Genomic DNA, 23,273 nt, shown 5'->3' on the forward strand with positions numbered 1-23,273 from the left:
GGCTAGCGGCCGATCAGGGCGTTGATTTCGCCGTCGATCTCGCGCATGACGCCGGTGATGTGCTGTACCACCTCCAGACAGCTTGCCGGCGTCAGCGAATCAGGTCGCTTAGCCTCAAAAGGGGCGCACAATTGTTGTAGCGCAGTAATCCCCAGAATTTGTGCTGAACCGTGCAGACGGTGCAGCGCTCGCAGAAAGGTCTGCGGTTCATGCCGGGCGATAGCCTGTCCGGCGGCCTGCAAATCTGTGGCCGACGCATCGCGGAACGTCTCCAGTATTTCAGTCATCAGCGCCTGGTCTCCCCCCGTATTTTCGGTCAGCACGCTGAGCTTCAGGTGCCGGGTGACGTTAGGTGATGCGCGGCCCCCCGCTAAACGGCTGAGCTCATGGCTCAGCGTCTGAACCGACACCGGCTTAAACAGACACATATTCATGCCGCTGGCCAGACACGCCTCCCGTGACTGCGGCAGCGCGCTGGCGGTCACGCCCCAAATGACCAGGCCCGGATAGCGACGGCGTAACGAGGCCGCCAGCGCCAGACCATCTTTCCTGGGCATATTGAGGTCCGTGATCAGCAGATCGTAATGTTTGCTGGCGAGCTTATTCTCCGCCTCTTCACCGTCGCAGGCTTCATCGACGCTATAGCCGATGGTGCTGAGCTGGCGTTTAAGCAGCAGCCGGTTGGTGGGGTGGTCGTCCGCTATCAATATGGCCAGCCCGGGCAGGGCCTGCGGCCTGGTGGGCAATGCCTGCGGCGCATGAAGCGCGCAGCGACTCGCCTTGACCGGCAGGGTGATGGTGAAAGTTGTCCCCACCCCCGGGTGACTGACCATCTCCAGTCGACCCTGCATCAGCGCAACCAGCTCTTTGCAAATGACCAGCCCCAGTCCGGAGCCGGTCTGCTGACGCCCCTGTCGCGCCTGAGCATAGCGGTGGAAGAGGGTGGCCTGCTCTGCTTCACTGATCCCGCAGCCGCTGTCGCTGACGGTGAGGGTCAGCTCCCCCTGCGTCTCATCCGCCTGCACCAGCCGGCAACTGACCTGAATCGCACCCTCGGCGGTAAACTTCAGCGCATTGCCGATGAGATTATTGAGGATTTGCCGTAGCGCCTGCGGGTCGAGCCACAGCATGATCCCTTCCTGCAGCGCGTTATGGTGGTGCAGAACGATGCCCTTTTGCTGCGCCAGCGCGTCGAAGGTGTGGCATTGCTGCGACACTAACTGTGCGACATCGCTCCACTGCGGGGTGATCTGGTATTTTCCCGACTCAATCTTGTCGATATCGAGAATATTACCGATCAGCCCCAGCAGAGTTTGCGCCGTCGATCCCGCCAGCTCGATCGCCTCTTTACGCTGGCCGCCGTTCAGCTCCGGTTTCGCCAGCAGCTCCAGAAAGCCGACGATGGCGCTCACCGGCGTGCGCAGCTCGTGGCTCATGCTGGCCAGAAAGCGACTCTTCGCTTTTGTCGCCTGAATCGCTTTGTCTTTTTCGCGCTCCAGCGCACAGGAGAGCGCCTCCTTCTGCGCCAGCTCGTCCTCCAGCCGCTGTTGGGAGTCTTTGCGTTTGCGCACTTCCCGGCACAGGGAGAGTCCCCAGCCGAGACTGATGGCGATCAGCACCAGCGCAAAGGCGATCAGCTGGTAAAACTGGCGGCTGTACTGGCTCCAGTTCTCTATTTGCTGGCTGGATATTTTCGACCACTTCTCGGTCATCTGCAGAATATCCCGTGGTGGAATCGCCTGCAGCGCTTTGCCAAGAATGGCGGCCAGCACCGGTTCATCGCGCGGGATGGCCAGCCGAATGGCGGCGACCGGGAGTCCGTCGATGCGGGTGTAGTGCAGGCCCTGCGGATAGTAGTGATCGATCATATAGCGGGCGGAGAGTTCCGAGGCCACGGCGGCATCCACTTCGCCTTCTTCCACCATCTTCATGGCGATACCAACGTTATCTGTCTCCACCCAGTTGACCTGTGGAAAGCGCGTTTTCAGGTCGTGGGCGGCAATCGGCCCCACCGGCAGGGCGATCCGCGCCGATCGCGTCAGCAGATGCGGGTCGGGCGCGCTGCCGCGAGCGACCAGCACAAAGGCCACGTTAATGAGCGGATCGCTGAGGGTGACGTAGGCCTGCGGCTGCGAATTGAGGGTGGCGGCGGGCATGATCGCCCAGTCCTCTTTTTCCATGCGCTTTGCCAGATCGTGGCGATTGCGCACCAGGATGGGTTCAAACTGTAGTCCGGTCTGCAGTGAGAAAATATTCAGCATATCGGCCATGATGCCGCGCAGCTCATCTTCGTCATCCACCAGGGTAAACGGCGGAAAGTAGGGGTTGACCAGCAGGCGGACGCGACGATGCTTCTGTAGCCAGCGCTGCTCCTCGGCGCTAAAGGGGAGGGGGGTATTGAGAAACGACAGATCGCCGCGGTTGAGCCAGTTTTGCATGATCCGCATCGCGGTATCGCTGTCGATGGCATGAATGAAACGATCGAGGATCTGGTGTAACTCCGGCCGATCGTCGCGGGTGACGAAGCGGTTGTGTTGCTCCTGCTGACGAAAATAGTGCGCAATGACCAACGATTGCGAGAAATATTTCGAGATGCAGTGGCCAGTGGTGATGTTGTTGCCGATAAAATACTGATTCTCGCCGCTGACCACCGAGGCGAGAGCCTGATAGTCGCTATCATAAAGGGTGATTTTGGCGTTGGGAAACGCCTGCTGAATAATATCGAAAAAAGCGCAATCGCGGGTGCAGGCCAGCGTAACGCGGCGGTCAGTGGTCAGCGGCGGCAGGGGGGATTTCAGCGAGGTCACCAGCGCCGGCCAGGTTTTAAGCAGCGGCGCGGATTGATCCAGGCCCGGGGCGAGCGCATCCCGGTGCGCCACCTGAGTGAGCAGGGTATCCACCTGCCGGTCGGCCAGGGCGGTGAGCGCCTGCTGCTCGGTGTCATACTGGCGGATAATCACCTTCAGTCCGAGGCTGTGCGCCATCAGCGCCAGATAGTCGGCGTTAATGCCCTGATAACTTTTCTCGTCGCCGTCATAGACGATGGGCGTCCTCTCGGGAAGCCAGGTCCCGACGGTCAGCGTAGGCTGCGCCGCCAGCCATGCTTTCTCCTTACCGCTAAGCGGGATATCGATCGCCGCGATATGAGAATGGCTCTTCAGCTCCAGCTGTTTCATGGCATACGTGGCAGGAGAGAGACTCAGCGCCAACCCGACAACGACGGATAAAATAAGACGAACCGCCATGCCATCACCCTATTTTATTGCGTTGCGCAAAGTCATATAGCTCAAGCAGGGTGCTGCAGCCTAATTTATCCATCAGACGGACCTTATAGGTACTTACCGTTTTATTGCTGATATTCATTTTGCTGCCGATGGTGGTGTAGTCGACGCCGCTGAGAATATAGCGGAACACCTTCATCTCCTGCGTTGACAGCGTATCCAGCCGGTCCTGATCGGTGATGCCGTGGGTGCAGAAGCGTTCCAGTGAAAAGGGGAAATAGCTGTAGCCATTATTGGCTGCGTCGATTGCGGCGAGGATATTATTCATTCCCTCTTTTTTACTCACAAAACCATTTGCTCCGCAGTCGGCGCTGCGTTTGCCGTAGAACAGTTCATTCTTCGCGGAAATGACGATAATTTTTCCCCGGTAACGGCGTTTGCGCAGCTGCTCCAGAACGTCGATGCCGCTGAGCTCCGGAATATCGACATCGACAATCAGCAGGTCAGGCTGCATGCTTTCTGCGGTCTGCACCGCATGGGCGCCGCTGTCGAGTTCTGCCGCGACGGTAATGCCGTTGGTGTCGAGAAGATTGCGAATGGCGATACGTGCCAATGGATGATCGTCAATGATTATCGCATTCATGGGGGCGTAAATCCTGATATGAAAAAAGAAGGGCGATGCCTGGTGCAGGTGCGGCGGAGGTTATTTTTATCGGTGCCGTAATAAGGCGCAATTGTAACACAAATCGTTTTCGGCCGGGAAAATATTGTGGATGAGTGCTTGTTGAATATATTTGCATATCTGGATGACAGCTGTAGGAACAGGCGTTCACTGACTTCAGCGCTGTCTGCTGTTAAAAAAAATGCAAACGATTAATCTGCTCTTTTTAAGGTGAGTAGCCCGGAATTCCCTCCGGCAACAGCTGGCAGGTAAATAATAACAATGGCAAAAGAAAAGCGCGCCCTCTGGCGAAAATGGGGTTGGAAACGTCTGATGGCAGGAATAATCATTCTGGCAATAAGTAGCGTCGCGGCGGGAAAGAATATCGCACCCGATGAGGTACGGACTCGCGATATGATGCGCTGTCAGGATTATCTGCAACTGGACCCGCGCACCTGGACGCCGATGGTGATCTGGTTGATGAACGATCCTTTTTCTCTGCAGCCGCCGGAGTGGACCGACTTTCATGAAGCTGAGCTGGTGCTGACGCCGATCCTCACCGAAATCTGCCGCCAGGAGCCAGATGCCTGGCTGACTTCGCTGCGTGAACGGCTCAATTCTTATCAGCAGGTGCGGTCGCTGAATTAAGCGACCGCGGTAAAGCGGCAGGAAAAGTGACTAAGTGTGCAGTCAGCGGCCTTCTCCTGCGCAAAGGCTCAGCAGCGGCCCGCTTTTTTCGACAGGGCGTCGCAGGTTTTGCTCGCTGGCGTCGGGTTGCTGCCGGCACAGATGGCATCCGAGACGGTACTGCCGCCGCCCAGTGGGATCAGCCCGTAAAGTTTCGGCTCGGCGGCTTTTGTCACATAGCAACGATGGCTGGTTTTGCCGATGGTGGCCACAAAGTTGGTTTTCACATCCTGCTGCTTCGCATCGGAAATTGTCACCTGCGAAGCATCGACATTAAAAGCAAAGGCGGCGGCCTCTTTCATTTCACTTTCCGTCGCCATTGGTGGTTTAGCTACGCAGCCCATTAATAAAAGTGCCAGACAGGTACTGACTGATATATCCCGTATTTTCATCATTTCATCCTTTTTGTGAGTCAACGGGTTATATATAAGAGGGGCGAGAGGGGAGTATTGATTTTGATCAGCTGGCGTAGGCTATGATAATTTTTCAGATATTGACCTGAATTTTAACGAGCCTGGTTGCTGCTGCTGCTGCCGTTTGCTCTCCCGCATGCCGGCAGCCCTCTTTTGCATTCATTTCCCGGCGGCAGAAAAATCTAGTTTTAGCCCAACGCCGACCTCGTTGATTTTGATAAAACGCGCCAGGCTAATCTTAGCCGCAAGATCGGTACAATGGCATGGATAGAGGGAATCTGGGGATAATGCTTTAAGATAATCTCCTGTCTGTGTGAGGCGATCTTCATCGGCATCTTGCAGATGGAATCCGCCAATGACCGACACAATGTGATTTTCTCCGGTAACCTGTTTGGCATATTCGATAATGTTAGCTATTCCCGCGTGAGAGCAGCCTGTGACGACCACCAGCCCCTCTTCTGTCTTTATTGCCAGCGCAGAATCATCCATAACGTAATCATCAGTGATTTCGCCGTTATCATCCACCGTTTGGCCTACCGGTGTCAGCATCTCGAATTTATTGTCCCTTGGTATTTGACCAAGGAAGATGATGTTTTCAGTGAGTGTATAAGGTTTTTTGCTGCAAATTTTGTCGAAGAAGAGATCATTTTGATCGAATCTGTAGTTGATCCCTATAGATTTTGCATCAAAATACTTTGGGTTTAATGCATCTGGATGGCAAACCAAGTTTATCTTTTTCTCAGGCGTGAAATTTAGGCGATCATAATGTTGGGTTAAATGATTGAGGCCCCAGGTATGATCGTTATGCCCATGCGATAAAACGATACTATCGATAGTGGTTAAATCAATTTTCAACGTTTGCGCATTCTGCAAAAAAACATCCGAATATCCGGTATCGAAAAGGATTTTTTGTCCATCATGCTCAATCAGATAGGATACACCAGGCTCACCGATAAGATACCTGTCAATTAATGTATTATTATCAACCAGAACCGTTAATTGCATCAGCAAATCCTCGATGTTGCGCCAACAATATGAAAAGGAAACTCTTTCTATTATGGACCGGTGTTATGCCACATACATTGCGGATAAGCAATTCACCAACATTTGGCTTGCACGTTAATGCTGGCTAGCCACCTGCAGGAAAAAGAATGGGCACAGCTAAAAAATTCGCAAAGCCCGCTTCTTGCTTGAGTTAGCTATTAATGCAGACGCGGCAACTATCGTGTCAATGGCAGCGGTGGCAGGGCAATCACTGTCTTTCATTCCTGACAACTTAACCTGTCTATGAGTATGCCGGTATTACGCCACGCCCTCGTGGTCGACCGAATGAACGCGACCGTCAGGTCGGGCCGTTCGACATCCACGATCCTGAGGGCTGCAGGGATGTGAATGCGCAATTGCCCGCATCGCTGAACTGACTTGAGAAAAGTCGTATTTAGTAGCATTGCTAATATTGATATATCTTATTTCTATTTGTTATTAATGAATCATTGACAGTATTTATCTGAACTGATTCAGCTTTGTCCCGGCAGGATAGAATTTTGTAAAAATTATGTAGTTAAAATTTAAAGGATTGTAATCAGCTCGCAAGGTAGAAAGATCGTCTGGATTTTATCCGCTATCTTGAAGGGGTTAATAAATCTGCGTTATAAATTGACCGCACTATTTAGAATGAAATGGAAATATCTGAATGCGTTATTCAGATAAATAGTGAAACAAATCTTATTATACTGGTAGCTTCAGGACAGGGTATGTTTATGAAGAATGGAATTATTCTATCAATCGCCGATCGTATCAAAGACGCGCTTCCCATACCAACAGACGAATTCAGGAAAAGGCTTGAAGAGGACTGTTATGTAATATGGAAACTACCGCAATTTTATATCCGGCAAATCACCCAGTCCTCCATCATTCCCACCTGTACTGATTATATTGAAGCAAAAAATGCAGAGGTACATGGCGCTTATGGTTCTGCCCGCCATTAAAACCAATGGTGAAATCATTCGCAAAGTTCTGTTTGTCACCGTGGGTGCGATGATGGTGACGCTTTCAGTAAAATATTTTACAGGAGTATGAAATGGCAATGGTCAATGAAAATATCGTCATTCGTCTGGCGCAAGACGTAGACATCCCTGAGGTGAAACAACTGCTGGAGCGCTATCACGCTAAAAATCTTGCAGGCGAGCAGCGGGCGAATGGATTTGTCACCACCGATATGACGCAGCAGCAATTAAGCGAACTGAGTTCAGCCGAAAGTGGTGTGGTGATCGCTGTTGATCGTTCATGTGACAAGGTTATTGGCCTGTTGCTCGGCGGATCGTGGGAATTTCTCAGCCCCTGGCCCATGTTTAAATATATGGCAAGTATTCTCAACGAATATCGCTACCAGGGGAAAAAACTGGATGCGGCTAGCTCATATCAGTATGGCCCCATCTGCGTCGCAGAAGAGTATCGTGGTCAGGGCGTGGGCGAGTTGCTGCTTGCGTATCAGCGCAAGGTGTTCGCCCCGCGTTATCCCGTCATCGTTACTTTCGTCAATGTACTGAACCCGCGCTCGTATGCGTTTCATACCCGCAACCAGTTTGAAGACGTCGGTTTCTTTAACTTCAATGGCAATAAGTACCACATGATGGCATTACCGACCTCCTGAGCGTTGGGCTGAAATGGTGCGGTATACCCGGCGGGCGTCTTCGGCGCCTGTCGGCATAAGCGCAGGTCCAGGTTAAGCCGGTGGTTTGCCGATCGCTGTTCTCTTCAGGGAAGGCTGAAAAGGAAAAGGGCCTACGTTTGCACGTAAGCCCTTGATATCTGGTGGCCCCTGTTGGGTTTGAACCAACGACCAAGCGATTATGAGTCGCCTGCTCTAACCACTGAGCTAAGGGGCCGTGGCGAGGGATTATAAAGTAACTGACGGTTGCAATCCAGCGTAAAGCGCGCAGCTGCTGTTTTTATAAACAATGCATTTTCAATCCTTTATAATCATGTTTTAGCCATACAGCCGGAGAAAACATGATTAGCGATATCCTTGCGCCGGGCCTGCGCGTTGTCTTTTGCGGTATCAACCCGGGGAAGTCCTCCGCCCATACCGGCTTTCATTTTGCCCATCCTGGCAATCGCTTCTGGAAGGTCATCCATCAGGCCGGATTCACCGATCGACAGCTCAGGCCGGAAGAGGAGCTGCAGCTGCTGGATACGCGCTGCGGCATCACCATGCTGGTAGAGCGACCGACGGTGCAGGCCAGCGAGGTCGCCCTGCAGGAGCTGCGCAGCGGTGGCCGTGAGCTGGTGAGGAAGATTGAGGAGTATCAGCCGCAGGCGCTGGCGGTGCTCGGCAAGCAGGCCTTCGAGCTCGCCTTTAACCAGCGCGGCGCGAAGTGGGGGAAACAGGCTATGACCATCGGGACGACCCAGGTCTGGGTGCTGCCCAATCCCAGCGGCTTAAACCGGGCGACGCTCGATAAGCTGGTGGCGGCCTATCGTGAACTGGATGATGCCCTGGCGACCCGCGGCCAGTAGCGGAGAGAGGCGACTTTCCCCGGATGGCCACCTGAACGCCATAAAAAAAGCTCCCCGCAGGGAGCTTTTTAACAGGCTGTAGACGATGTCCCGCGACGATTAATCGTCGAGGAAGCTACGCAGCACTTCAGAACGGCTCGGGTGGCGCAGTTTACGCAGCGCCTTCGCTTCGATCTGACGGATACGTTCGCGGGTAACGTCGAACTGTTTACCCACTTCTTCCAGCGTGTGGTCGGTGTTCATGTCGATACCGAAACGCATACGCAGGACTTTCGCTTCACGAGCGGTAAGGCCGGCCAGCACGTCGTGCGTTGCCGCACGCAGGCTCTCGGTGGTCGCGGAATCCAGCGGCAGCTCGAGGGTGGTATCCTCGATGAAATCTCCCAGATGCGAATCTTCATCGTCGCCGATCGGCGTTTCCATGGAGATAGGCTCTTTGGCGATCTTCAGCACCTTACGGATTTTGTCTTCCGGCATCAGCATCCGCTCAGCCAGCTCTTCCGGGGTCGGTTCACGGCCCATCTCCTGCAGCATCTGACGGGAGATACGGTTGAGCTTGTTAATGGTCTCAATCATATGCACCGGAATACGGATGGTGCGCGCCTGATCCGCGATGGAGCGGGTGATCGCCTGACGGATCCACCAGGTAGCGTAGGTCGAGAACTTGTAGCCGCGACGGTATTCGAACTTATCAACCGCTTTCATCAGACCGATGTTGCCTTCCTGAATCAGATCGAGGAACTGCAGACCACGGTTGGTGTATTTCTTGGCGATAGAGATAACCAGACGCAAGTTCGCTTCCACCATCTCTTTCTTCGCACGGCGGGCTTTCGCTTCACCGATGGACATGCGACGGTTGATGTCTTTCACCTGTTCGATGGTCAGGCCGGTCTCTTCTTCGATCTGCTGCAGCTTCTGCAGGCCGCGCTGCACGTCTTCTTTCACTTCCAGCAGCTTCTCGGACCACGGCTTGTTCATTGCCACCGCAGCGTTGAACCAGGTTTCGCTGGTTTCGTTGCCGGTGAACAGCGTGATGAAGTTTTTCTTCGGCATTTTGCACTGCTCAACGCACAGCTTCATGATGATACGTTCCTGAGTACGAACGCGATCCATCATGCTGCGCATGCTGTTGACCAGGTAATCGAACTGCTTCGGCACCAGGCGGAACTGCTTGAAGACTTCAGACAGCTTCAGGATCTCTTCCTGCGCGGCGGCATGGCTACGACCTTTGGCTTTGATGGTGTCGCGCGTCAGCTCGTACTGGGTACGCAGCTCGGCGAACTTCTCACGGGCCAGCTCTGGGTCGATGCTGTTGTCGTCATCGCTGTTGTCGTCGGCGTCGTCATCTTCATCTTCGTCTTCGTCGTCATCCATCTCTTCCTGAGACAGCTCGGAGCCAACGTGCGTGGCGGTCGGCGCCATGTCTTCTTCGGCGTTCGGATCGACGAAACCGGTGATCAGATCGGACAGACGGGCTTCTTCCGCTTCGACGCGGTCGTACTGCTCAAGCAGGTAGGTGATCGCTTCCGGGTATTCGGCAACGGAGCACTGGACCTGGTTGATCCCATCTTCAATGCGTTTGGCGATGTCGATTTCGCCTTCACGGGTCAGCAGCTCTACGGTACCCATTTCACGCATGTACATGCGCACCGGGTCGGTCGTGCGTCCGATTTCGGATTCCACGCTGGAGAGCACCTGCGCGGCAGCTTCGGCAGCATCTTCATCCGCGGTGTTTTCGGCAAGCATCAGATCATCGGCATCCGGTGCTTCTTCCATCACCTGAATACCCATGTCGTTGATCATTTGGATGATGTCTTCGATCTGATCGGAATCGACGATATCTTCCGGCAGATGGTCATTGACCTCGGCATAGGTCAGATAGCCTTGCTCCTTACCACGTTGGACAAGAAGCTTCAGCTGTGACTGCGGGTTTTGCTCCATAAGACGGTATCCACACTTAATTCGTTTGATTGGTGTCGGCAGGCGGGCTGTCGACATTTAAAGCGAGGGCGTACTTATATTATTGCCGCTGCGCCTCTGCGCGGCTGTCGGGGGCTTCCCGATCGATACTCGGCACTTAAGCCGTTAAATACTTTTCCCTCGCGTTGTTCTGCGTTTTCTTACTGCTTTGATACAACGTGAAGGATATTGTCTGTCATTTATTTTTTCGCCAGCTCCTGGCTGATGGTCCAGAGTTCCCGGCGTTCTTCACTGCTTAAACCGTGTGTGCGATCGCGAGCTATCAACTCTTCCTGTCGCAGTTCCAGCAGTGAATCAAACATATGGTTAAGCGAGTCGGTGAAGGTTTTTTCAGCGATATCTTTATCTGCTATATCGTCCCACATCGACAGTTTTTCAAGGGTTGCAGCCTCTTTTGTGCCGCGATATTGCTCTAAAAGTTGCCCGGTCGTCAGACCAGGCTGCGCCAGACAGCTTTTCACCAACTCGCTGAACAGGCTAAGGCCTGGCATTTTGCGCGAGTCCAGTCCCTCCAGCGGCGGGACTAACGGCGCCAGATCCGGGTTTTGCACCAGCAGTCCTATCAGTATACGCATGGTCGTGCGTTTTAGCTGTGGCGCGGGACGCGGCGCGCCATTTTCAGACTGTTTTGGCATTAAACGTTCAAGCTGTGCGTCATCTAAAATGCCCAGCTTGTTGCCCAGCTCCTGACGCAAGTAGATGCGCAGCGTTTCGCCCGGGACCTGGGTTATCAGCGGCAGCGCCAGCGTGCTCAGTTGCGCGCGCCCGTCCGGGGTACTCAGATCGACCTGCGGCAGCAGGCTGTTAAACAAGAACGTGGAGAGCGGCTGAGCCTGCTCCATCCGCGCCTCAAACGCCGCTTTGCCCTCTTTACGCACCAGCGTATCCGGGTCTTCGCCGTCAGGCAGAAACATAAAACGCAGCTGGCGGCCATCGGTCATGTACGGCAGCGCCGTCTCCAGCGCGCGCCAGGCGGCATCGCGGCCGGCCCGGTCGCCGTCGTAGCAGCAGATGACGTTATTGGTCACCCGAAACAGCAGCTGGATATGGTCGGCCGTGGTCGAGGTGCCCAGCGAGGCCACGGCATAGTTGATGTCGTATTGCGCCAGCGCCACAACGTCCATATACCCTTCGACAACCAGCAAACGCGGTGGTTCGGGATTGTCCTGCTGCGCTTCATACAGGCCATACAGCTGACGGCCTTTATGGAATATGTCGGTTTCCGGGGAGTTCAGATACTTCGGCAGGGCATCGCCCAGCACTCGTCCGCCAAACCCAATTACCCGGCCTCGCTTATCGCGGATGGGGAACATCACCCGTTCGCGGAAGCGGTCGTAACTGCGTCCCTGATCGTTGGTGACCAGCATGCCGGCATCAATAAGCGACTGGCGGTTTTCCTGATTGCCGCCAAAACGTTTTAAAACGTTATCCCAACCCGGGGGAGCATAGCCGATGGCAAAGCGCGTAATCACCTCGCTGCTTAACCCCCGTTTTGCCAGGTACTGGCGCGCAGGGTCGGCGGCGGGCTGCATCAGAGACTGTTGGTAAAACGCATTCAGCCCATCCAGTAACTGGTAGAGGTTCTGCCGTTGATGGCGCTCTATCTGGCTGGGTCCGTTGCCTGCTTCATAAGGCACTTCAAGGTTGTGCATGGCGGCCAGCTCTTCGACCGTTTCCACGAACTCGAGCTTGTCGTAGTTCATCAGGAAGTCGATAGCATTGCCGTGCGCCCCGCAGCCGAAGCAGTGGTAAAACTGTTTTTCACCGTTGACGGTGAAAGAGGGGGTTTTTTCGTTATGGAACGGACAGCACGCGTGAAAATTTTTGCCCTGCTTTTTCAGCTTTACCCGCGCATCGATCAGATCGACGATGTCGGTTCTGGCAAGCAGATCGCTAATAAATACACGTGGAATTCGTCCAGCCATAAGCCCCGTTATTTCTGATGACTATAAACGAAAATAAGCCGCGCATTCCTTTCGGAAGCACGGCCTTACAACTACAACTCGGTCTGAATTGAGAGCGTCGCTCTCAACAGATTAGTACAGACGAGTACGGCGTGCGTTTTCGCGAGCCAGTTTCTTCGCGTGACGTTTCACTGCAGAAGCTTTAGCGCGCTTACGTTCGGTAGTCGGTTTTTCATAGAACTCACGACGACGAACTTCCGCCAGAACACCTGCTTTTTCGCAGGAACGCTTGAAGCGACGCAGAGCTACGTCGAACGGCTCGTTTTCACGTACTTTAATTACCGGCATGTGCCTCTCACCTTTGATTAATTCGGTTTGCCGCTGGCCGCAATGCCAGCTTATTTCAAAATGGTGCGGAATTTTACTGCAACTACTGCTGCTTTGTAAAGCACCGGCGCCTTTTTTGAAAGGGACTTTTATAAGGGTGAGGAGTATACACGAAGAGAGCACCAGGGGTGAGCAAAGTTTTACATCGCCGGTCATTGGACCTACACTGCGCGGTATTGAAGCGAGGTAAAACAACTCATGCGTGTACTGGGCATTGAAACATCCTGCGATGAAACCGGCATCGCGATTTATGACGACCAGCAAGGTCTGTTAGCCAACCAACTGTATAGTCAGGTGAAACTGCATGCGGACTACGGCGGCGTGGTGCCGGAGCTGGCATCGCGCGACCACGTGCGCAAAACGGTGCCGCTGATTCAGGCGGCGCTGAAAGAAGCCGGTCTGACGGCGAAAGATATCGACGCCGTCGCCTATACGGCGGGTCCTGGCCTGGTCGGCGCGCTGCTGGTCGGGGCGACCGTTGGCCGGTCGCTGGCCTTCGCCTGGAACGTGCCGGCGATCCCGGTACACCATATGGAAGGGCACCTGCTGGCGCCGATGCTGGAAGATAACCCACCGGCGTTCCCGTTCGTCGCGCTGCTGGTTTCCGGCGGCCACACCCAGTTGATTAGCGTCACTGGTATTGGTCAGTATGAACTGCTGGGCGAGTCGATTGACGATGCGGCGGGCGAAGCCTTTGATAAGACGGCGAAACTGCTGGGACTGGATTATCCCGGCGGGCCGATGCTATCGAAAATGGCTGCTCAGGGCACTGAAGGCCGCTTTGTCTTCCCGCGGCCGATGACCGACCGCCCGGGGCTCGATTTCAGCTTCTCAGGCCTGAAAACTTTCGCCGCCAACACCATTCGTAATAATGGCGACGATGAGCAAACCCGCGCCGACATCGCCCGGGCATTTGAGGATGCGGTCGTCGATACGCTGATGATTAAATGTCGCCGCGCGCTGGAGCAAACCGGCTTTAAGCGTCTGGTGATGGCGGGAGGCGTGAGCGCCAACCGTACCCTGCGGGCGAAGCTGGCAGAGATGATGCAAAAACGCGGCGGCGAGGTGTTCTACGCCCGCCCTGAGTTCTGTACTGACAACGGCGCGATGATCGCCTACGCCGGCATGGTGCGTCTGCAAACCGGCGCCAAAGCCGAGCTCGGCGTGACGGTTCGCCCGCGCTGGCCGCTGGCCGAGCTGCCTGCCGCCTAACGCATCCTGAAACAGGCCGACGTCACGTCGGCCTGCCTTCCTGACTACTCCATACTTTTACACAGCGAGCAGATGGCTCCCTGATGCTTGTGTGAGTGCATCACATCCGGGCGCTCGTACTCTTCCTCACAGCTAACGCATTGATACACGGTGGTGGAGGCGTTCCCCGCCGCGTCATAGCGCGGCTCGGCGATGCCGTCATCCACCTGCTTAATATAGTAGCGCCCGCGGGTAAGGATCCCCATCAGCGGGGTCATGACAAAGGCGACGACCAGCGCAATCAGCGGCGAGAACGGCGCCAGCGTCGCGCCCAGCAGGCCGAAGAAGGCGCAGATCGACAGCCCGGCGGCCAGACCAAAGGAGACCACGCCTACCGGGTTAACGTTGTAGATCATGCCGCGACGATACTCCGGCTGCGCCGGGGCCAGCTTGAGCAAGCCTTTATTAAAGGTGATGTCGGTCGCCACCACCACGACCCAGGCGATGGCGAAGTTGGAGTAAAAGCCGAGGATCCACGACAAGGCGCTGAACATATCGCCTTCCATCAGCGCCAGGGCAATCGCCAGGTTGACCACCACAAAAATAATCCGTCCCGGATAGCGTTTGGTGGTGCGGGTCCAGGCGCTGGTCCACGCCAGCGAGCCTGAATAGGCATTGGTGACATTAATTTTTATCTGCGAGATCACCACCAGCACCACCGCCAGCGTCAGGGCCAGCCAGCCGGGCACCAGGTTATCGAAGACGCTGACGAACTGCTGCACCGGTTCGGTATTGTGCACCGCCGGGAAACGGGTCAACAGATAGAAGCCGAGGAAGGCGCCGATGATCTGTTTGATCGCGCCTAACACCACCCAGCCCGGGCCGGCGGAAAAGACCGCCAGCCACCAGCTTTTACGGTTCTCCGCGGTCTTAGGCGGCATAAAGCGCAGGTAATCAATTTGCTCGCCAATCTGCATGATCAGCGACAGGCATACCCCGGCGCCGAGCATGATGGCGGTGATATCCACCGTCGACGCGCTGTTTTTACCGGCGAAATGCAGGAAGCCGTCCACCAGCTGCGGATCTTTGACAATCAGCCACACCACCGGCACCACCATCAGCACCAGCCACAGCGGGGTGGTCCATACCTGCAGGCGGGTCAGGGCTTTCATGCCATAGACCACCAGCGGGAGCACCATCAGGGTGGCGATCAGATACCCCATCCACAGCGGGATCCCGAGGCCCACCAGCAGCCCCTGTGCCATGATCGAGCCTTCAAGGGCGAAGAAGATAAAGGTGAAGCCGGCAAAAATAATGCTGGTGATCACCGAGCCGAAATAGCCGAAGCCGGCGCTGCGGGTGATCAGGTCAAGGTCAATGTTGTAGCGCGCGGCGGTGATCGCCAGCGGAATGCCGGTGAGGAAGATCACCAGCGCCGCCACCAGGATCGAATAGATGGCGTTGCTGGTGCCCCAGGCCATACCGATGCTGGCGCCGATGGAAAAGTCGGCCAGGTAGGCGATGCCGCCCAGCGCCGTGACCGCGACGACGCCCGGTCCCCAGCGGCGGAAGCTCAGCGGGGCATAACGTAAGGTGTAATCTTCTAAGGTTTCCCGGGAGCCGGAAGTCCGCGTTGTCGCAGGTAATTCAGGGTTGAGATCCAGTGATGACATAGTCATTCCTTAATGGTTAGGCATGACTTGAATTAGCAAACCTTATGCCATATTGCAGGGCAGGCGTGGCGGGGAGGGTGGTGCAGGGTGATAGAAGAGAGAGCAGGGGTTGCACCATCCGGACGCGCCTGCGCCCGGCTGGTGCAACAGGCCTATTTGCCGAGCATGCCTTTGTCTTCGAGGAAGGCGATAATGGTGCTCAGGCCGTCGCCCTGCTTCAGGTTGGTGAAGGTCCATGGGCGATCGCCGCGCATACGCTGGGTATCGCTTGCCATCACCTCCAGCGACGCGCCCACATAGGGGGCAAGGTCGGTTTTATTGATCACCAGGAAATCGGATTTGGTGATCCCCGGTCCGCCTTTGCGCGGGATCTTCTCCCCTTCGGCCACGTCGATGACGTAGATGGTCAGATCCGCCAGCTCCGGGCTGAAGGTGGCGCTCAGGTTGTCGCCGCCGCTTTCCACGAAGATAAGGTCGAGGTTACCGAACTTTTCACTCAGCGCTTCCACGGCGGCGAGGTTCATTGAGGCATCTTCGCGGATCGCCGTATGCGGGCAGCCGCCGGTTTCCACACCGACGATGCGTTCAGGCGCCAGCGCGCCCGCTTCGGTGAGGATGCGCTGATCTTCTTTGGTATAGATGTCGTTAGTGACCACCGCCAGCTGCCAGGTATCACGCATCGCTTTGCACAGCGCTTCCAGCAGAGCGGTTTTACCGGAGCCGACCGGGCCGCCGACGCCGACGCGCAGCGGGTGTTTATAAGAGTTCATGGCTTCTCCTAGGAACGGAATAATCGGGAGTATTGGGTTTCATGCCGGGCCGAGGCGATAGCGGCGAGCGGGGTGGCCGATCCGATATCGCCGTCCGGCGCGGCCAGCGCGCGGGGCATCTCGGCCGCGTAGTGGTCGCAAAGACGTAAAATCAGCTGCTGGGCGGCCTGCTGACCGAAGGGCACCAGCTTGACGCCGGCCATCACGGCGCTCTCAATCCAGCTGTAGCCCAGGCTGAGGGCCATCTCGGGCAGCGCGATGCGCCAGCGCACGCCGAGCCAGGCCATCCCGGCGAGCTGGCTTTGCTGGCACAGCGTGCGCCACGTCGGCGGACAGTCCGGCTGCCAGTCGCTCAGTAGACGGGCAAACGCCGCGCCGCGGTTGCGCTCTTCCTCCCGCAGTTCACGAGTTTCCCGGCAGGCCAGCAGATAGGCGGTCCAGCGCTGGGCCGCAGCGATATCGCCTTGTTCGCAGGCGCGGTACAGGCGGGCGAACAGCGGCAGGTCAACGGTAAAAAAGCCTTCCGTCATCTGGCGTCGCTGCCAGCGCTCGAAGGCCGCGACGTCCGGCACCCAGCCGGCTTCCACAGCCCACTCCAGCCCCTGGGACCAGCTGTAACCGCCTATCGGCAGGTTGCTGCTGGCCAGCTGCATCAGCCGCAGGCGTTGTTCCGCTGTCGACATGCTAGTGGCTGTGAGCGTGGTGGGCATGATGAGCATGATGATGACCGTGGCTTTCGCTGGCGTAAGCGCCGGCTTCCGGCTCGAACGGCAGCTGGCCAAAGGTCACCGTCAGGCCGAACTGGCGCAGCATATCGTCCAGCACGTGATCGTGATGGTAGCGCAGCTCGCCCGGCATGATCTGCAGCGGCACGTGACGGTTGCCGAGGTGGTAGCAGGCCTTCGCCAGCATAAACGGATCGTCGCAGCGCACTACCGACACCCCTTCATCAGCGGCAATCACCTGCACAAACTCGGTGCCTTCTTCGTTGCTGAGCACATCGCCGCCGCGCAGCAGCAGGCCGCGGGGCAGCAGCAGACCGGCTTCCCGGCCATCGTTGAGGGTGACCTTAACCCGGCTTTTGACGCGAACGTCAATCGGCAGCGTAACGCTGGCGGTCGCGGCGGCGGGGGTCTCCAGACGTTGAGTTAAATAAAGCATCCGCTCTCCTTAAAACAGAAAATATCGTTGCGCCATCGGCAGAACGTCTGCCGGCTCGCTGGTGATGAGTTCGCCATCCACCCGCACCTCATAAGTCTGCGCGTCGACGGTGATGTTAGGCTGCAGGCTGTTGTGCACCATGTCGGCTTTCTGCACCGTACGGCAGCCTTTTACCACGGCGATCGCGCTGCGCAGGTTCAGCCGTTCGGCAACGCCGTTGTCCGCCGCCGCCTGCGACAGGAAGGTGAGGCGGCAGTGATGGCGGGCGCTGCCCAGGGCGCCAAACATCGGACGGTAGTGCACCGGCTGCGGGGTCGGAATCGAGGCATTGATATCGCCCATCGGCGCGATGGCGATCATGCCGCCTTTGATCACGGTGGCCGGTTTCACACCAAAGAAGGCTGGTGACCAAACTACGAGGTCCGCCAGCTTACCCACCTCAATGGATCCGACTTCGTGCGCGATGCCGTGGGTCAGCGCCGGGTTGATAGTGTATTTGGCGATGTAGCGCTTCACACGGAAGTTGTCGTTATCCCCGGTCTCTTCCGCCAGCGCTCCGCGCTGCACCTTCATGCGGTGCGCCACCTGCCAGGTGCGGAGGACCACTTCCCCGACGCGACCCATGGCCTGCGAATCGGAGGAGGTGAGCGAGAAGGCGCCGAGGTCGTGCAGCACGTCTTCCGCGGCGATGGTTTCCCGGCGAATGCGCGATTCGGCAAAGGCCACGTCCTCAGCAATGTCCGGGTCCAGATGGTGGCAGACCATCAGCATATCGAGATGTTCATCGATGGTGTTGAGGGTGTAGGGCAGCGTTGGGTTGGTGGACGACGGTAAAATGTTCGGGTGGGCGCAGGCGGTGATGATGTCCGGCGCATGGCCGCCGCCGGCCCCTTCGGTATGGAAGGTGTGAATAGTGCGCCCGCCGATGGCGGCGAGGGTATCTTCCACAAAACCGGACTCATTGAGGGTGTCGCTGTGCAGGGCGACCTGAATATCCATTTCATCGGCGACGGTTAACGCACAGTCGATCGCCGCCGGGGTGGCGCCCCAGTCCTCATGAATTTTCAGGCCAATGACGCCCGCCGCCACCTGCTCGCGCAGGGCATCCGGCTGAGAAACGTTGCCCTTGCCCAGCAGGCCGATATTGACCGGCAGGCTGTCGGCCGCCTGCAGCATGCGTGAGATATACCAGGGGCCCGGGGTGCAGGTGGTGGCATGGGTGCCCGCGGCCGGGCCGGTGCCGCCGCCGACCATGGTGGTCACGCCGGAGACCAGCGCCTCTTCCGCCTGTTGCGGACAGATCCAGTGAATATGGGTATCGATCCCGCCGGCGGTGACGATCTTGCCTTCGGCGGCAATCACTTCCGTCGCGGCGCCGATGGGGATGGTGACGTTGGGCTGGATATCGGGATTACCGGCTTTGCCGATGGCGAAGATCCGCCCGTCCTTCACGCCGATATCGGCCTTGACGATCCCCCAGTGATCAACGATCAGCGCGTTGGTGAGCACCAGGTCGACACAGTCGGCGGCCAGCATCTGTCCCTGACCCATCCCGTCGCGGATCACTTTGCCGCCGCCGAATTTGACCTCTTCTCCGTAGGTGGTCAAATCATCTTCCACCTCGATCCACAGCTCGGTATCGGCCAGGCGCACCTTGTCGCCGACGGTGGGGCCGAACATATCGGCATAGGCCTGGCGTGAAATATTACTCATCGTTTGCCTCCAGAGGGCCCATGACCTCGCCGCGGAAGCCGAAGACAGCGCGGTGACCGGCGAAGGCCACCAGCTCGACCTCGCGTTTCTGGCCGGGTTCAAAACGTACCGCCGTGCCGGCCGGGATATTCAGGCGATAGCCAGTGACCTGCTGACGGTCGAACTTCAGCGCCGGGTTGACCTCGGCGAAATGGTAGTGCGAACCGACCTGAATCGGTCGATCGCCGTGGTTCTCAACGACCACGCGGCAGGTCGCCCGGCCGGTATTCAGGGCTATCTGACCGGGCTTAACGTGATATTCACCGGGGATCATGGCGCTACCTCAGATTATCGGGTTGTGAACGGTGACCAGCTTCGAGCCGTCCGGAAAGGTGGCTTCGACCTGGATATCCGGGATCATTTCCGGGACGCCCTCCATCACCTGCTCGCGGGTCAGGACGTGACGGCCTTCCTCCATCAGTGAGGCCACGCTTTTGCCGTCGCGGGCGCCTTCCATAATAAAGGCGCTGATGAGGGCCACGGACTCCGGATAGTTGAGCTTCAGGCCGCGGGCCAGGCGGCGTTCCGCCACCAGCGCGGCGGTAAACAGCAACAGCTTGTCTTTTTCTCGGGGGGTCAGTTCCATAACGTTCTCTTAAGTCAGCCAGATTCGGGGAAGTACGGGGGATTTGCCGGTGAGATGAGGGCGCAGAAACTGCCAGACGTCGCGCATCACCTGTTGGCAAATCAGATTATCGTCACTGAGGAAACGCACCGTCAGCAGGCGGTCGGTCAGGCTGGCGCCAGCGTAGAGACCGAGCGGCGCCAGCGCGTCGCGCACCCCGTCGAGCAGGGCATCGGTAGCCGGATAGCACAGCAAAGTGCCGACCCAGGGACGTTCGGCGACGCTGGACAGCTCTCCCTCCTGCAGGTGCAGGCGCTCAACCAGCAGCGGTATCTCATCCACCCACACTTCCAGCCGGTTGCTGAGGGTGCCGTAGCTGAAGGTTTCACCAATCACCGGGCGGCCAAGGCAGAGCAGATCCCATGCCAGCAGCGTGCTGGAGGCGCAAAGATGAAAGGTGGTGGACAGCCGGGCATTGGCCCCGGGAAAGAAGATGGCATCCTGCGGGAGCCACTCCAGGGTCGCCTGCGGGGCGAGGGTCAACTGCTGGCGCAATAGCGCTTGCGCACCACTGCTGCGGTAAAACTTGCTGGCGCCAGGCATGGTTATCAGCGTATGGCAGCCGGGGTCAAGGTGGGCGCTAATTGTCAGCTCATCACCGCCGACGATGCCACCGGGCGGGTGAAGCAGATAGAGGTGACAGGTCTCTTCTTCCGGGTAAAACGGGCGCTGGACGGTCAGCGGGCCGACGTGTTGGGCGCTGGCGAGAACGGTCTTGCCTCCGGCCTGCTGAAAGCGGAGATCCAGCGTAGCCTGCCAGCCTTTTTTGAGTGGTGGTAACACGGTGCCGTGCAATGTTGCGCCCCTGCAAAATCAAGATAAAACAACAGCAATGAGTATTGATCGGCGGGAGATTTTCCCGGTCATATGAAACGCTTATGTCATTCGTTACCCGGCGCGTCGCGACGGGCGCGAGGGGAAAGCGGTATAACCGCTCCGGATTATTCACCCGGATAATCTTTGCCGTCAATATCCTTATCCGCTGACTGGCCGCGGCGGATAAGGCGGGAGGGCGGGCCCGTCCCCGATGCCAGCAGGCGGCGGAACTTTTGCTTTTAGTTGCCGATAACGCGTTGTTATAAAAGGGGGATGCGGCGATTACCGCGTATCATGACGACGTGGGGCAAAAGTGCGGGTGAGATGGGCAAACAGGCCCGGGGATCCTCCCGGCAGACGGGGCCGGGAGGGGAGATTATTTCTGCTCTGGCGCTTTTTTCTTCTTCATCCGGGTCCAGATTTTGCTCTCCTGGCGGCGCCACAGACGCTGAATATTGTCATGATGGCGCAGGAGGATCAGGCAGGAGAGCATCGACACCGGAAAAGTGTACTGCGGTTTAAACCACCAGACGTAGAAAGGCGCGATAAGCGCGCTGACGATAGCGCCAAGGGATGAGTAGCCGCTGAGCAGGATGGTCAGCAGCCAGGTCCCGGCCATCACCCCGGTCAGATCGAGACCGATGGGGGCGATAGCGCCGAAGGCCGTGGCGACGCCTTTACCGCCGCGGAAATGAAAGAAGACTGGCCAGATATGGCCCACGCAGGCGGCAATCGCCACTAACCCCAGCCAGAATGGCGTAAGGCCCAGCGCCCAGGCGCCCCACACCGGGAGCATGCCCTTCAGCACATCAAAAATAAGTACCGCTACGGCCGCCCCTTTTCCGCCAATTCGTAGTACGTTAGTGGCCCCGGGGTTGCCTGAGCCGCTGTCGCGTGGGTCGGGCAGGCCAGCAAGGCGACATACCAGAATGGCGCTGGAAATGGAGCCGCAGAGGTAGGCGAGGAGTACCAGTCCAGGCGCGATTGCACTCATAACGCTGTTCCGTTTTGAAAATGTCGTTGTATTCTCTGCATCTGTGGATAATACGCATAATTCGCCGGAAGTGGTATCCGGTTTAGCTAAAAAGCAGGCAGGGCGTGATGGATATTGTATTTATAGAGCAACTTTCGGTAATCACCACCATTGGTGTTTATGACTGGGAACAAACCATTGAGCAGAAGCTGGTGTTCGATATCGAAATTGCATGGGATAACCGCAAGGCGGCCGCCAGCGATGATGTCAGCGACTGCCTCAGCTATGCTGATATCAGCGAGCGAGTGATCGCGCATGTGGAGGGGGGAAAATTCGCGTTAGTGGAGCGGGTGGCGGAAGAAGTGGCCGACCTGCTGCTGGAAACATTCCAGTCGCCATGGGTGCGTATTAAAGTCAGCAAACCTGGCGCCGTGGCCCGCGCGGCAAATGTCGGTGTGATTATTGAACGTGGCCTTAATCTGAAACAAAACTTTTCAGGTCATACTTGTTAAACAAATTGCGTTTATACCGGTCATAGCATCCGGTCATCAGGCAATTTTACTGGCGATGTCCTTCCAGAACGGTGGACGAATCCGCGTGTACTTCCTGTACGCTGCGGATTACGCGCGCTCTGGCTGTCGGGTTGCGCCTGTTGATCGATAATGTGTTCCTGGTTTTTTTCATTTTACTTTTTAAAGGGTTTAATTGAATGAGCGATATACACTCGCTGCTGGTGGCGGCAATATTGGGTGTGGTTGAGGGGTTGACAGAGTTTTTACCTGTTTCCAGTACCGGTCATATGATTATTGTTGGTCACCTGCTGGGGTTTGAAGGTGATACGGCAAATACCTTTGAAGTGGTTATTCAGCTAGGCTCGATACTCGCCGTAGTGGTGATGTTCTGGCGTCGTTTGTTCGGTCTGATCGGCATCCATTTCGGCAGGCCGCCGGAGCATGAAGGCAAAGGCAGCGGTCGCTTGTCGTTTATCCATATCCTCCTCGGCATGATCCCCGCGGTGGTGCTGGGGCTGATTTTCCACGACACCATTAAATCCTTATTTAACCCGGTAAACGTGATGTACGCCCTGATTGTCGGCGGCGTATTGCTGATTGCGGCAGAAGTACTCAAGCCGAAACAGCCGCGCGCGGTCGGGATTGACGATATGACCTATCGTCAGGCGTTTGTCATCGGCTGCTTTCAGTGTCTGGCGCTGTGGCCGGGGTTCTCGCGCTCGGGGGCGACTATCTCCGGCGGCATGCTGATGGGCGTCAGCCGCTACGCGGCGTCGGAGTTCTCTTTCCTGCTGGCGGTACCGATGATGATGGGCGCCACCGTGCTGGACGTCTACAAGAGCATCGGCTTCCTGAACATGGGCGATGTGCCGATGTTTGCCGTCGGCTTCGTGATGGCGTTTATCGTGGCGCTGATTGCGATTAAAACCTTCCTGCAGCTGATCAAGCGGATCTCGTTTATCCCGTTCGCTATCTACCGCTTTATCGTGGCGGCAGCCGTTTACGTGGTCTTCTTCTAAGACCAGTGC

The 23,273-nt window shown here is 56.9% G+C and carries 24 protein-coding genes, 1 tRNA gene and 1 pseudogene; 8 read left to right on the forward strand and 18 right to left on the reverse strand.

Annotated features, from left to right (window positions below; all coding sequences use genetic code 11):
- Positions 1-2 precede the first annotated feature (2 nt).
- Both AC3EMD_RS03335 and evgA read right to left on the reverse strand, forming a co-directional pair.
- Positions 3-3,245 (reverse strand): ATP-binding protein, encoded by a 3,243-nt coding sequence (locus AC3EMD_RS03335; RefSeq protein WP_117116287.1) that lies wholly within the window; start codon positions 3,243-3,245, stop codon positions 3-5.
- A 4-nt stretch (positions 3,246-3,249) separates the two neighbouring features.
- Positions 3,250-3,864, reverse strand: coding sequence for an acid-sensing system DNA-binding response regulator EvgA (evgA, locus tag AC3EMD_RS03340; RefSeq protein WP_008806546.1), 615 nt, complete (start codon positions 3,862-3,864; stop codon positions 3,250-3,252).
- Between the two features lie 300 nt (positions 3,865-4,164).
- On the opposite strand from evgA, the gene AC3EMD_RS03345 reads away from it, so the two are divergent.
- Entirely contained in the window at positions 4,165-4,530 is a 366-nt protein-coding gene (locus AC3EMD_RS03345; protein ID WP_162494467.1) for an HdeA/HdeB family chaperone, read from the forward strand.
- A 68-nt stretch (positions 4,531-4,598) separates the two neighbouring features.
- Here AC3EMD_RS03345 and AC3EMD_RS03350 read toward each other — a convergent pair whose 3' ends face one another.
- Both AC3EMD_RS03350 and AC3EMD_RS03355 read right to left on the reverse strand, forming a co-directional pair.
- The gene (locus tag AC3EMD_RS03350; protein ID WP_032691249.1) at positions 4,599-4,871 is read right to left on the reverse strand and encodes a hypothetical protein; all 273 of its coding nucleotides are present in this window, start codon (positions 4,869-4,871) and stop codon (positions 4,599-4,601) included.
- Between the two features lie 270 nt (positions 4,872-5,141).
- Positions 5,142-5,987, reverse strand: a complete 846-nt coding sequence (locus tag AC3EMD_RS03355; protein WP_302073931.1) for an MBL fold metallo-hydrolase — start codon at positions 5,985-5,987, stop codon at positions 5,142-5,144.
- A 749-nt stretch (positions 5,988-6,736) separates the two neighbouring features.
- On the opposite strand from AC3EMD_RS03355, the gene AC3EMD_RS03360 reads away from it, so the two are divergent.
- Complete coding sequence (locus AC3EMD_RS03360) at positions 6,737-6,970, forward strand: hypothetical protein (protein ID WP_012540530.1); 234 nt, start codon at positions 6,737-6,739, stop codon at positions 6,968-6,970.
- Positions 6,971-7,062: 92 nt separating this feature from the next.
- The gene (locus tag AC3EMD_RS03365) at positions 7,063-7,635 is read left to right on the forward strand and encodes a GNAT family N-acetyltransferase (protein ID WP_012967210.1); all 573 of its coding nucleotides are present in this window, start codon (positions 7,063-7,065) and stop codon (positions 7,633-7,635) included.
- 159 nt (positions 7,636-7,794) lie between these two features.
- On the opposite strand, the gene AC3EMD_RS03370 is transcribed toward AC3EMD_RS03365, so the two are convergent.
- Positions 7,795-7,870, reverse strand: a tRNA-Ile gene (locus AC3EMD_RS03370).
- A 124-nt stretch (positions 7,871-7,994) separates the two neighbouring features.
- Between AC3EMD_RS03370 and mug the strand changes: the two genes are divergently transcribed.
- Positions 7,995-8,501, forward strand: coding sequence for a G/U mismatch-specific DNA glycosylase (gene mug / locus AC3EMD_RS03375; RefSeq protein WP_002917636.1), 507 nt, complete (start codon positions 7,995-7,997; stop codon positions 8,499-8,501).
- A gap of 99 nt (positions 8,502-8,600) precedes the next feature.
- Here mug and rpoD read toward each other — a convergent pair whose 3' ends face one another.
- From rpoD to rpsU, 3 genes are all read right to left on the reverse strand, one after another.
- Positions 8,601-10,442, reverse strand: coding sequence for an RNA polymerase sigma factor RpoD (rpoD, locus tag AC3EMD_RS03380; RefSeq protein ID WP_008806539.1), 1,842 nt, complete (start codon positions 10,440-10,442; stop codon positions 8,601-8,603).
- A gap of 218 nt (positions 10,443-10,660) precedes the next feature.
- Positions 10,661-12,406 carry a DNA primase gene (gene dnaG / locus AC3EMD_RS03385; RefSeq protein ID WP_008806538.1) on the reverse strand — a complete coding sequence of 582 codons (1,746 nt, stop codon included), beginning with the start codon at positions 12,404-12,406 and terminating at the stop codon, positions 10,661-10,663.
- Between the two features lie 111 nt (positions 12,407-12,517).
- The gene (gene rpsU, locus AC3EMD_RS03390; protein WP_001144069.1) at positions 12,518-12,733 is read right to left on the reverse strand and encodes a 30S ribosomal protein S21; all 216 of its coding nucleotides are present in this window, start codon (positions 12,731-12,733) and stop codon (positions 12,518-12,520) included.
- Positions 12,734-12,970: 237 nt separating this feature from the next.
- On the opposite strand from rpsU, the gene tsaD reads away from it, so the two are divergent.
- Positions 12,971-13,984 (forward strand): tRNA (adenosine(37)-N6)-threonylcarbamoyltransferase complex transferase subunit TsaD, encoded by a 1,014-nt coding sequence (gene tsaD / locus AC3EMD_RS03395; protein WP_008806537.1) that lies wholly within the window; start codon positions 12,971-12,973, stop codon positions 13,982-13,984.
- A gap of 44 nt (positions 13,985-14,028) precedes the next feature.
- Here the strand turns inward: tsaD and AC3EMD_RS03400 are convergent, their stop codons facing one another.
- The 8 genes from AC3EMD_RS03400 to AC3EMD_RS03435 all read right to left on the reverse strand — a co-directional run bounded on the left by AC3EMD_RS03400 (position 14,029) and on the right by AC3EMD_RS03435 (position 20,739).
- Entirely contained in the window at positions 14,029-15,636 is a 1,608-nt protein-coding gene (locus AC3EMD_RS03400) for a purine-cytosine permease family protein (protein WP_032731264.1), read from the reverse strand.
- A gap of 152 nt (positions 15,637-15,788) precedes the next feature.
- Positions 15,789-16,406: an urease accessory protein UreG gene (gene ureG / locus AC3EMD_RS03405; RefSeq protein ID WP_002916877.1), complete on the reverse strand. Its 618-nt coding sequence runs from the start codon at positions 16,404-16,406 to the stop codon at positions 15,789-15,791.
- 8 nt (positions 16,407-16,414) lie between these two features.
- Positions 16,415-17,089 (reverse strand): urease accessory protein UreF, encoded by a 675-nt coding sequence (locus AC3EMD_RS03410; protein WP_032739005.1) that lies wholly within the window; start codon positions 17,087-17,089, stop codon positions 16,415-16,417.
- A 1-nt stretch (position 17,090) separates the two neighbouring features.
- Positions 17,091-17,567 (reverse strand): urease accessory protein UreE, encoded by a 477-nt coding sequence (gene ureE / locus AC3EMD_RS03415; RefSeq protein WP_008806534.1) that lies wholly within the window; start codon positions 17,565-17,567, stop codon positions 17,091-17,093.
- A gap of 9 nt (positions 17,568-17,576) precedes the next feature.
- Complete coding sequence (gene ureC, locus AC3EMD_RS03420) at positions 17,577-19,280, reverse strand: urease subunit alpha (RefSeq protein ID WP_008806533.1); 1,704 nt, start codon at positions 19,278-19,280, stop codon at positions 17,577-17,579.
- Entirely contained in the window at positions 19,273-19,593 is a 321-nt protein-coding gene (locus AC3EMD_RS03425; protein ID WP_008806532.1) for an urease subunit beta, read from the reverse strand. The genes ureC and AC3EMD_RS03425 overlap by 8 nt, the downstream gene beginning before the upstream one ends.
- Before the next feature lie 9 nt (positions 19,594-19,602).
- Positions 19,603-19,905, reverse strand: coding sequence for an urease subunit gamma (locus AC3EMD_RS03430; protein WP_002916871.1), 303 nt, complete (start codon positions 19,903-19,905; stop codon positions 19,603-19,605).
- 9 nt (positions 19,906-19,914) lie between these two features.
- Positions 19,915-20,739 carry an urease accessory protein UreD gene (locus AC3EMD_RS03435; RefSeq protein WP_060619859.1) on the reverse strand — a complete coding sequence of 275 codons (825 nt, stop codon included), beginning with the start codon at positions 20,737-20,739 and terminating at the stop codon, positions 19,915-19,917.
- Between AC3EMD_RS03435 and AC3EMD_RS03440 the strand changes: the two are divergent.
- Positions 20,729-20,812 (forward strand): annotated as a pseudogene (locus AC3EMD_RS03440) (short-chain dehydrogenase); the annotation flags it as partial. The gene AC3EMD_RS03435 and the pseudogene AC3EMD_RS03440 overlap by 11 nt on opposite strands.
- Before the next feature lie 73 nt (positions 20,813-20,885).
- Here AC3EMD_RS03440 and AC3EMD_RS03445 read toward each other — a convergent pair.
- Positions 20,886-20,981, reverse strand: a complete 96-nt coding sequence (locus AC3EMD_RS03445) for a hypothetical protein (RefSeq protein ID WP_046881937.1) — start codon at positions 20,979-20,981, stop codon at positions 20,886-20,888.
- 155 nt (positions 20,982-21,136) lie between these two features.
- Complete coding sequence (plsY, locus tag AC3EMD_RS03450) at positions 21,137-21,754, reverse strand: glycerol-3-phosphate 1-O-acyltransferase PlsY (RefSeq protein WP_008806530.1); 618 nt, start codon at positions 21,752-21,754, stop codon at positions 21,137-21,139.
- A 107-nt stretch (positions 21,755-21,861) separates the two neighbouring features.
- On the opposite strand from plsY, the gene folB reads away from it, so the two are divergent.
- Together folB and bacA are read left to right on the forward strand one after the other, a co-directional pair.
- Positions 21,862-22,245, forward strand: a complete 384-nt coding sequence (gene folB / locus AC3EMD_RS03455; RefSeq protein WP_004150923.1) for a bifunctional dihydroneopterin aldolase/7,8-dihydroneopterin epimerase — start codon at positions 21,862-21,864, stop codon at positions 22,243-22,245.
- Between the two features lie 197 nt (positions 22,246-22,442).
- Positions 22,443-23,264 carry an undecaprenyl-diphosphate phosphatase gene (gene bacA, locus AC3EMD_RS03460; protein ID WP_302073932.1) on the forward strand — a complete coding sequence of 274 codons (822 nt, stop codon included), beginning with the start codon at positions 22,443-22,445 and terminating at the stop codon, positions 23,262-23,264.
- Positions 23,265-23,273 lie beyond the last annotated feature (9 nt).

This window comes from Klebsiella sp. PK18, from assembly GCF_057784655.1.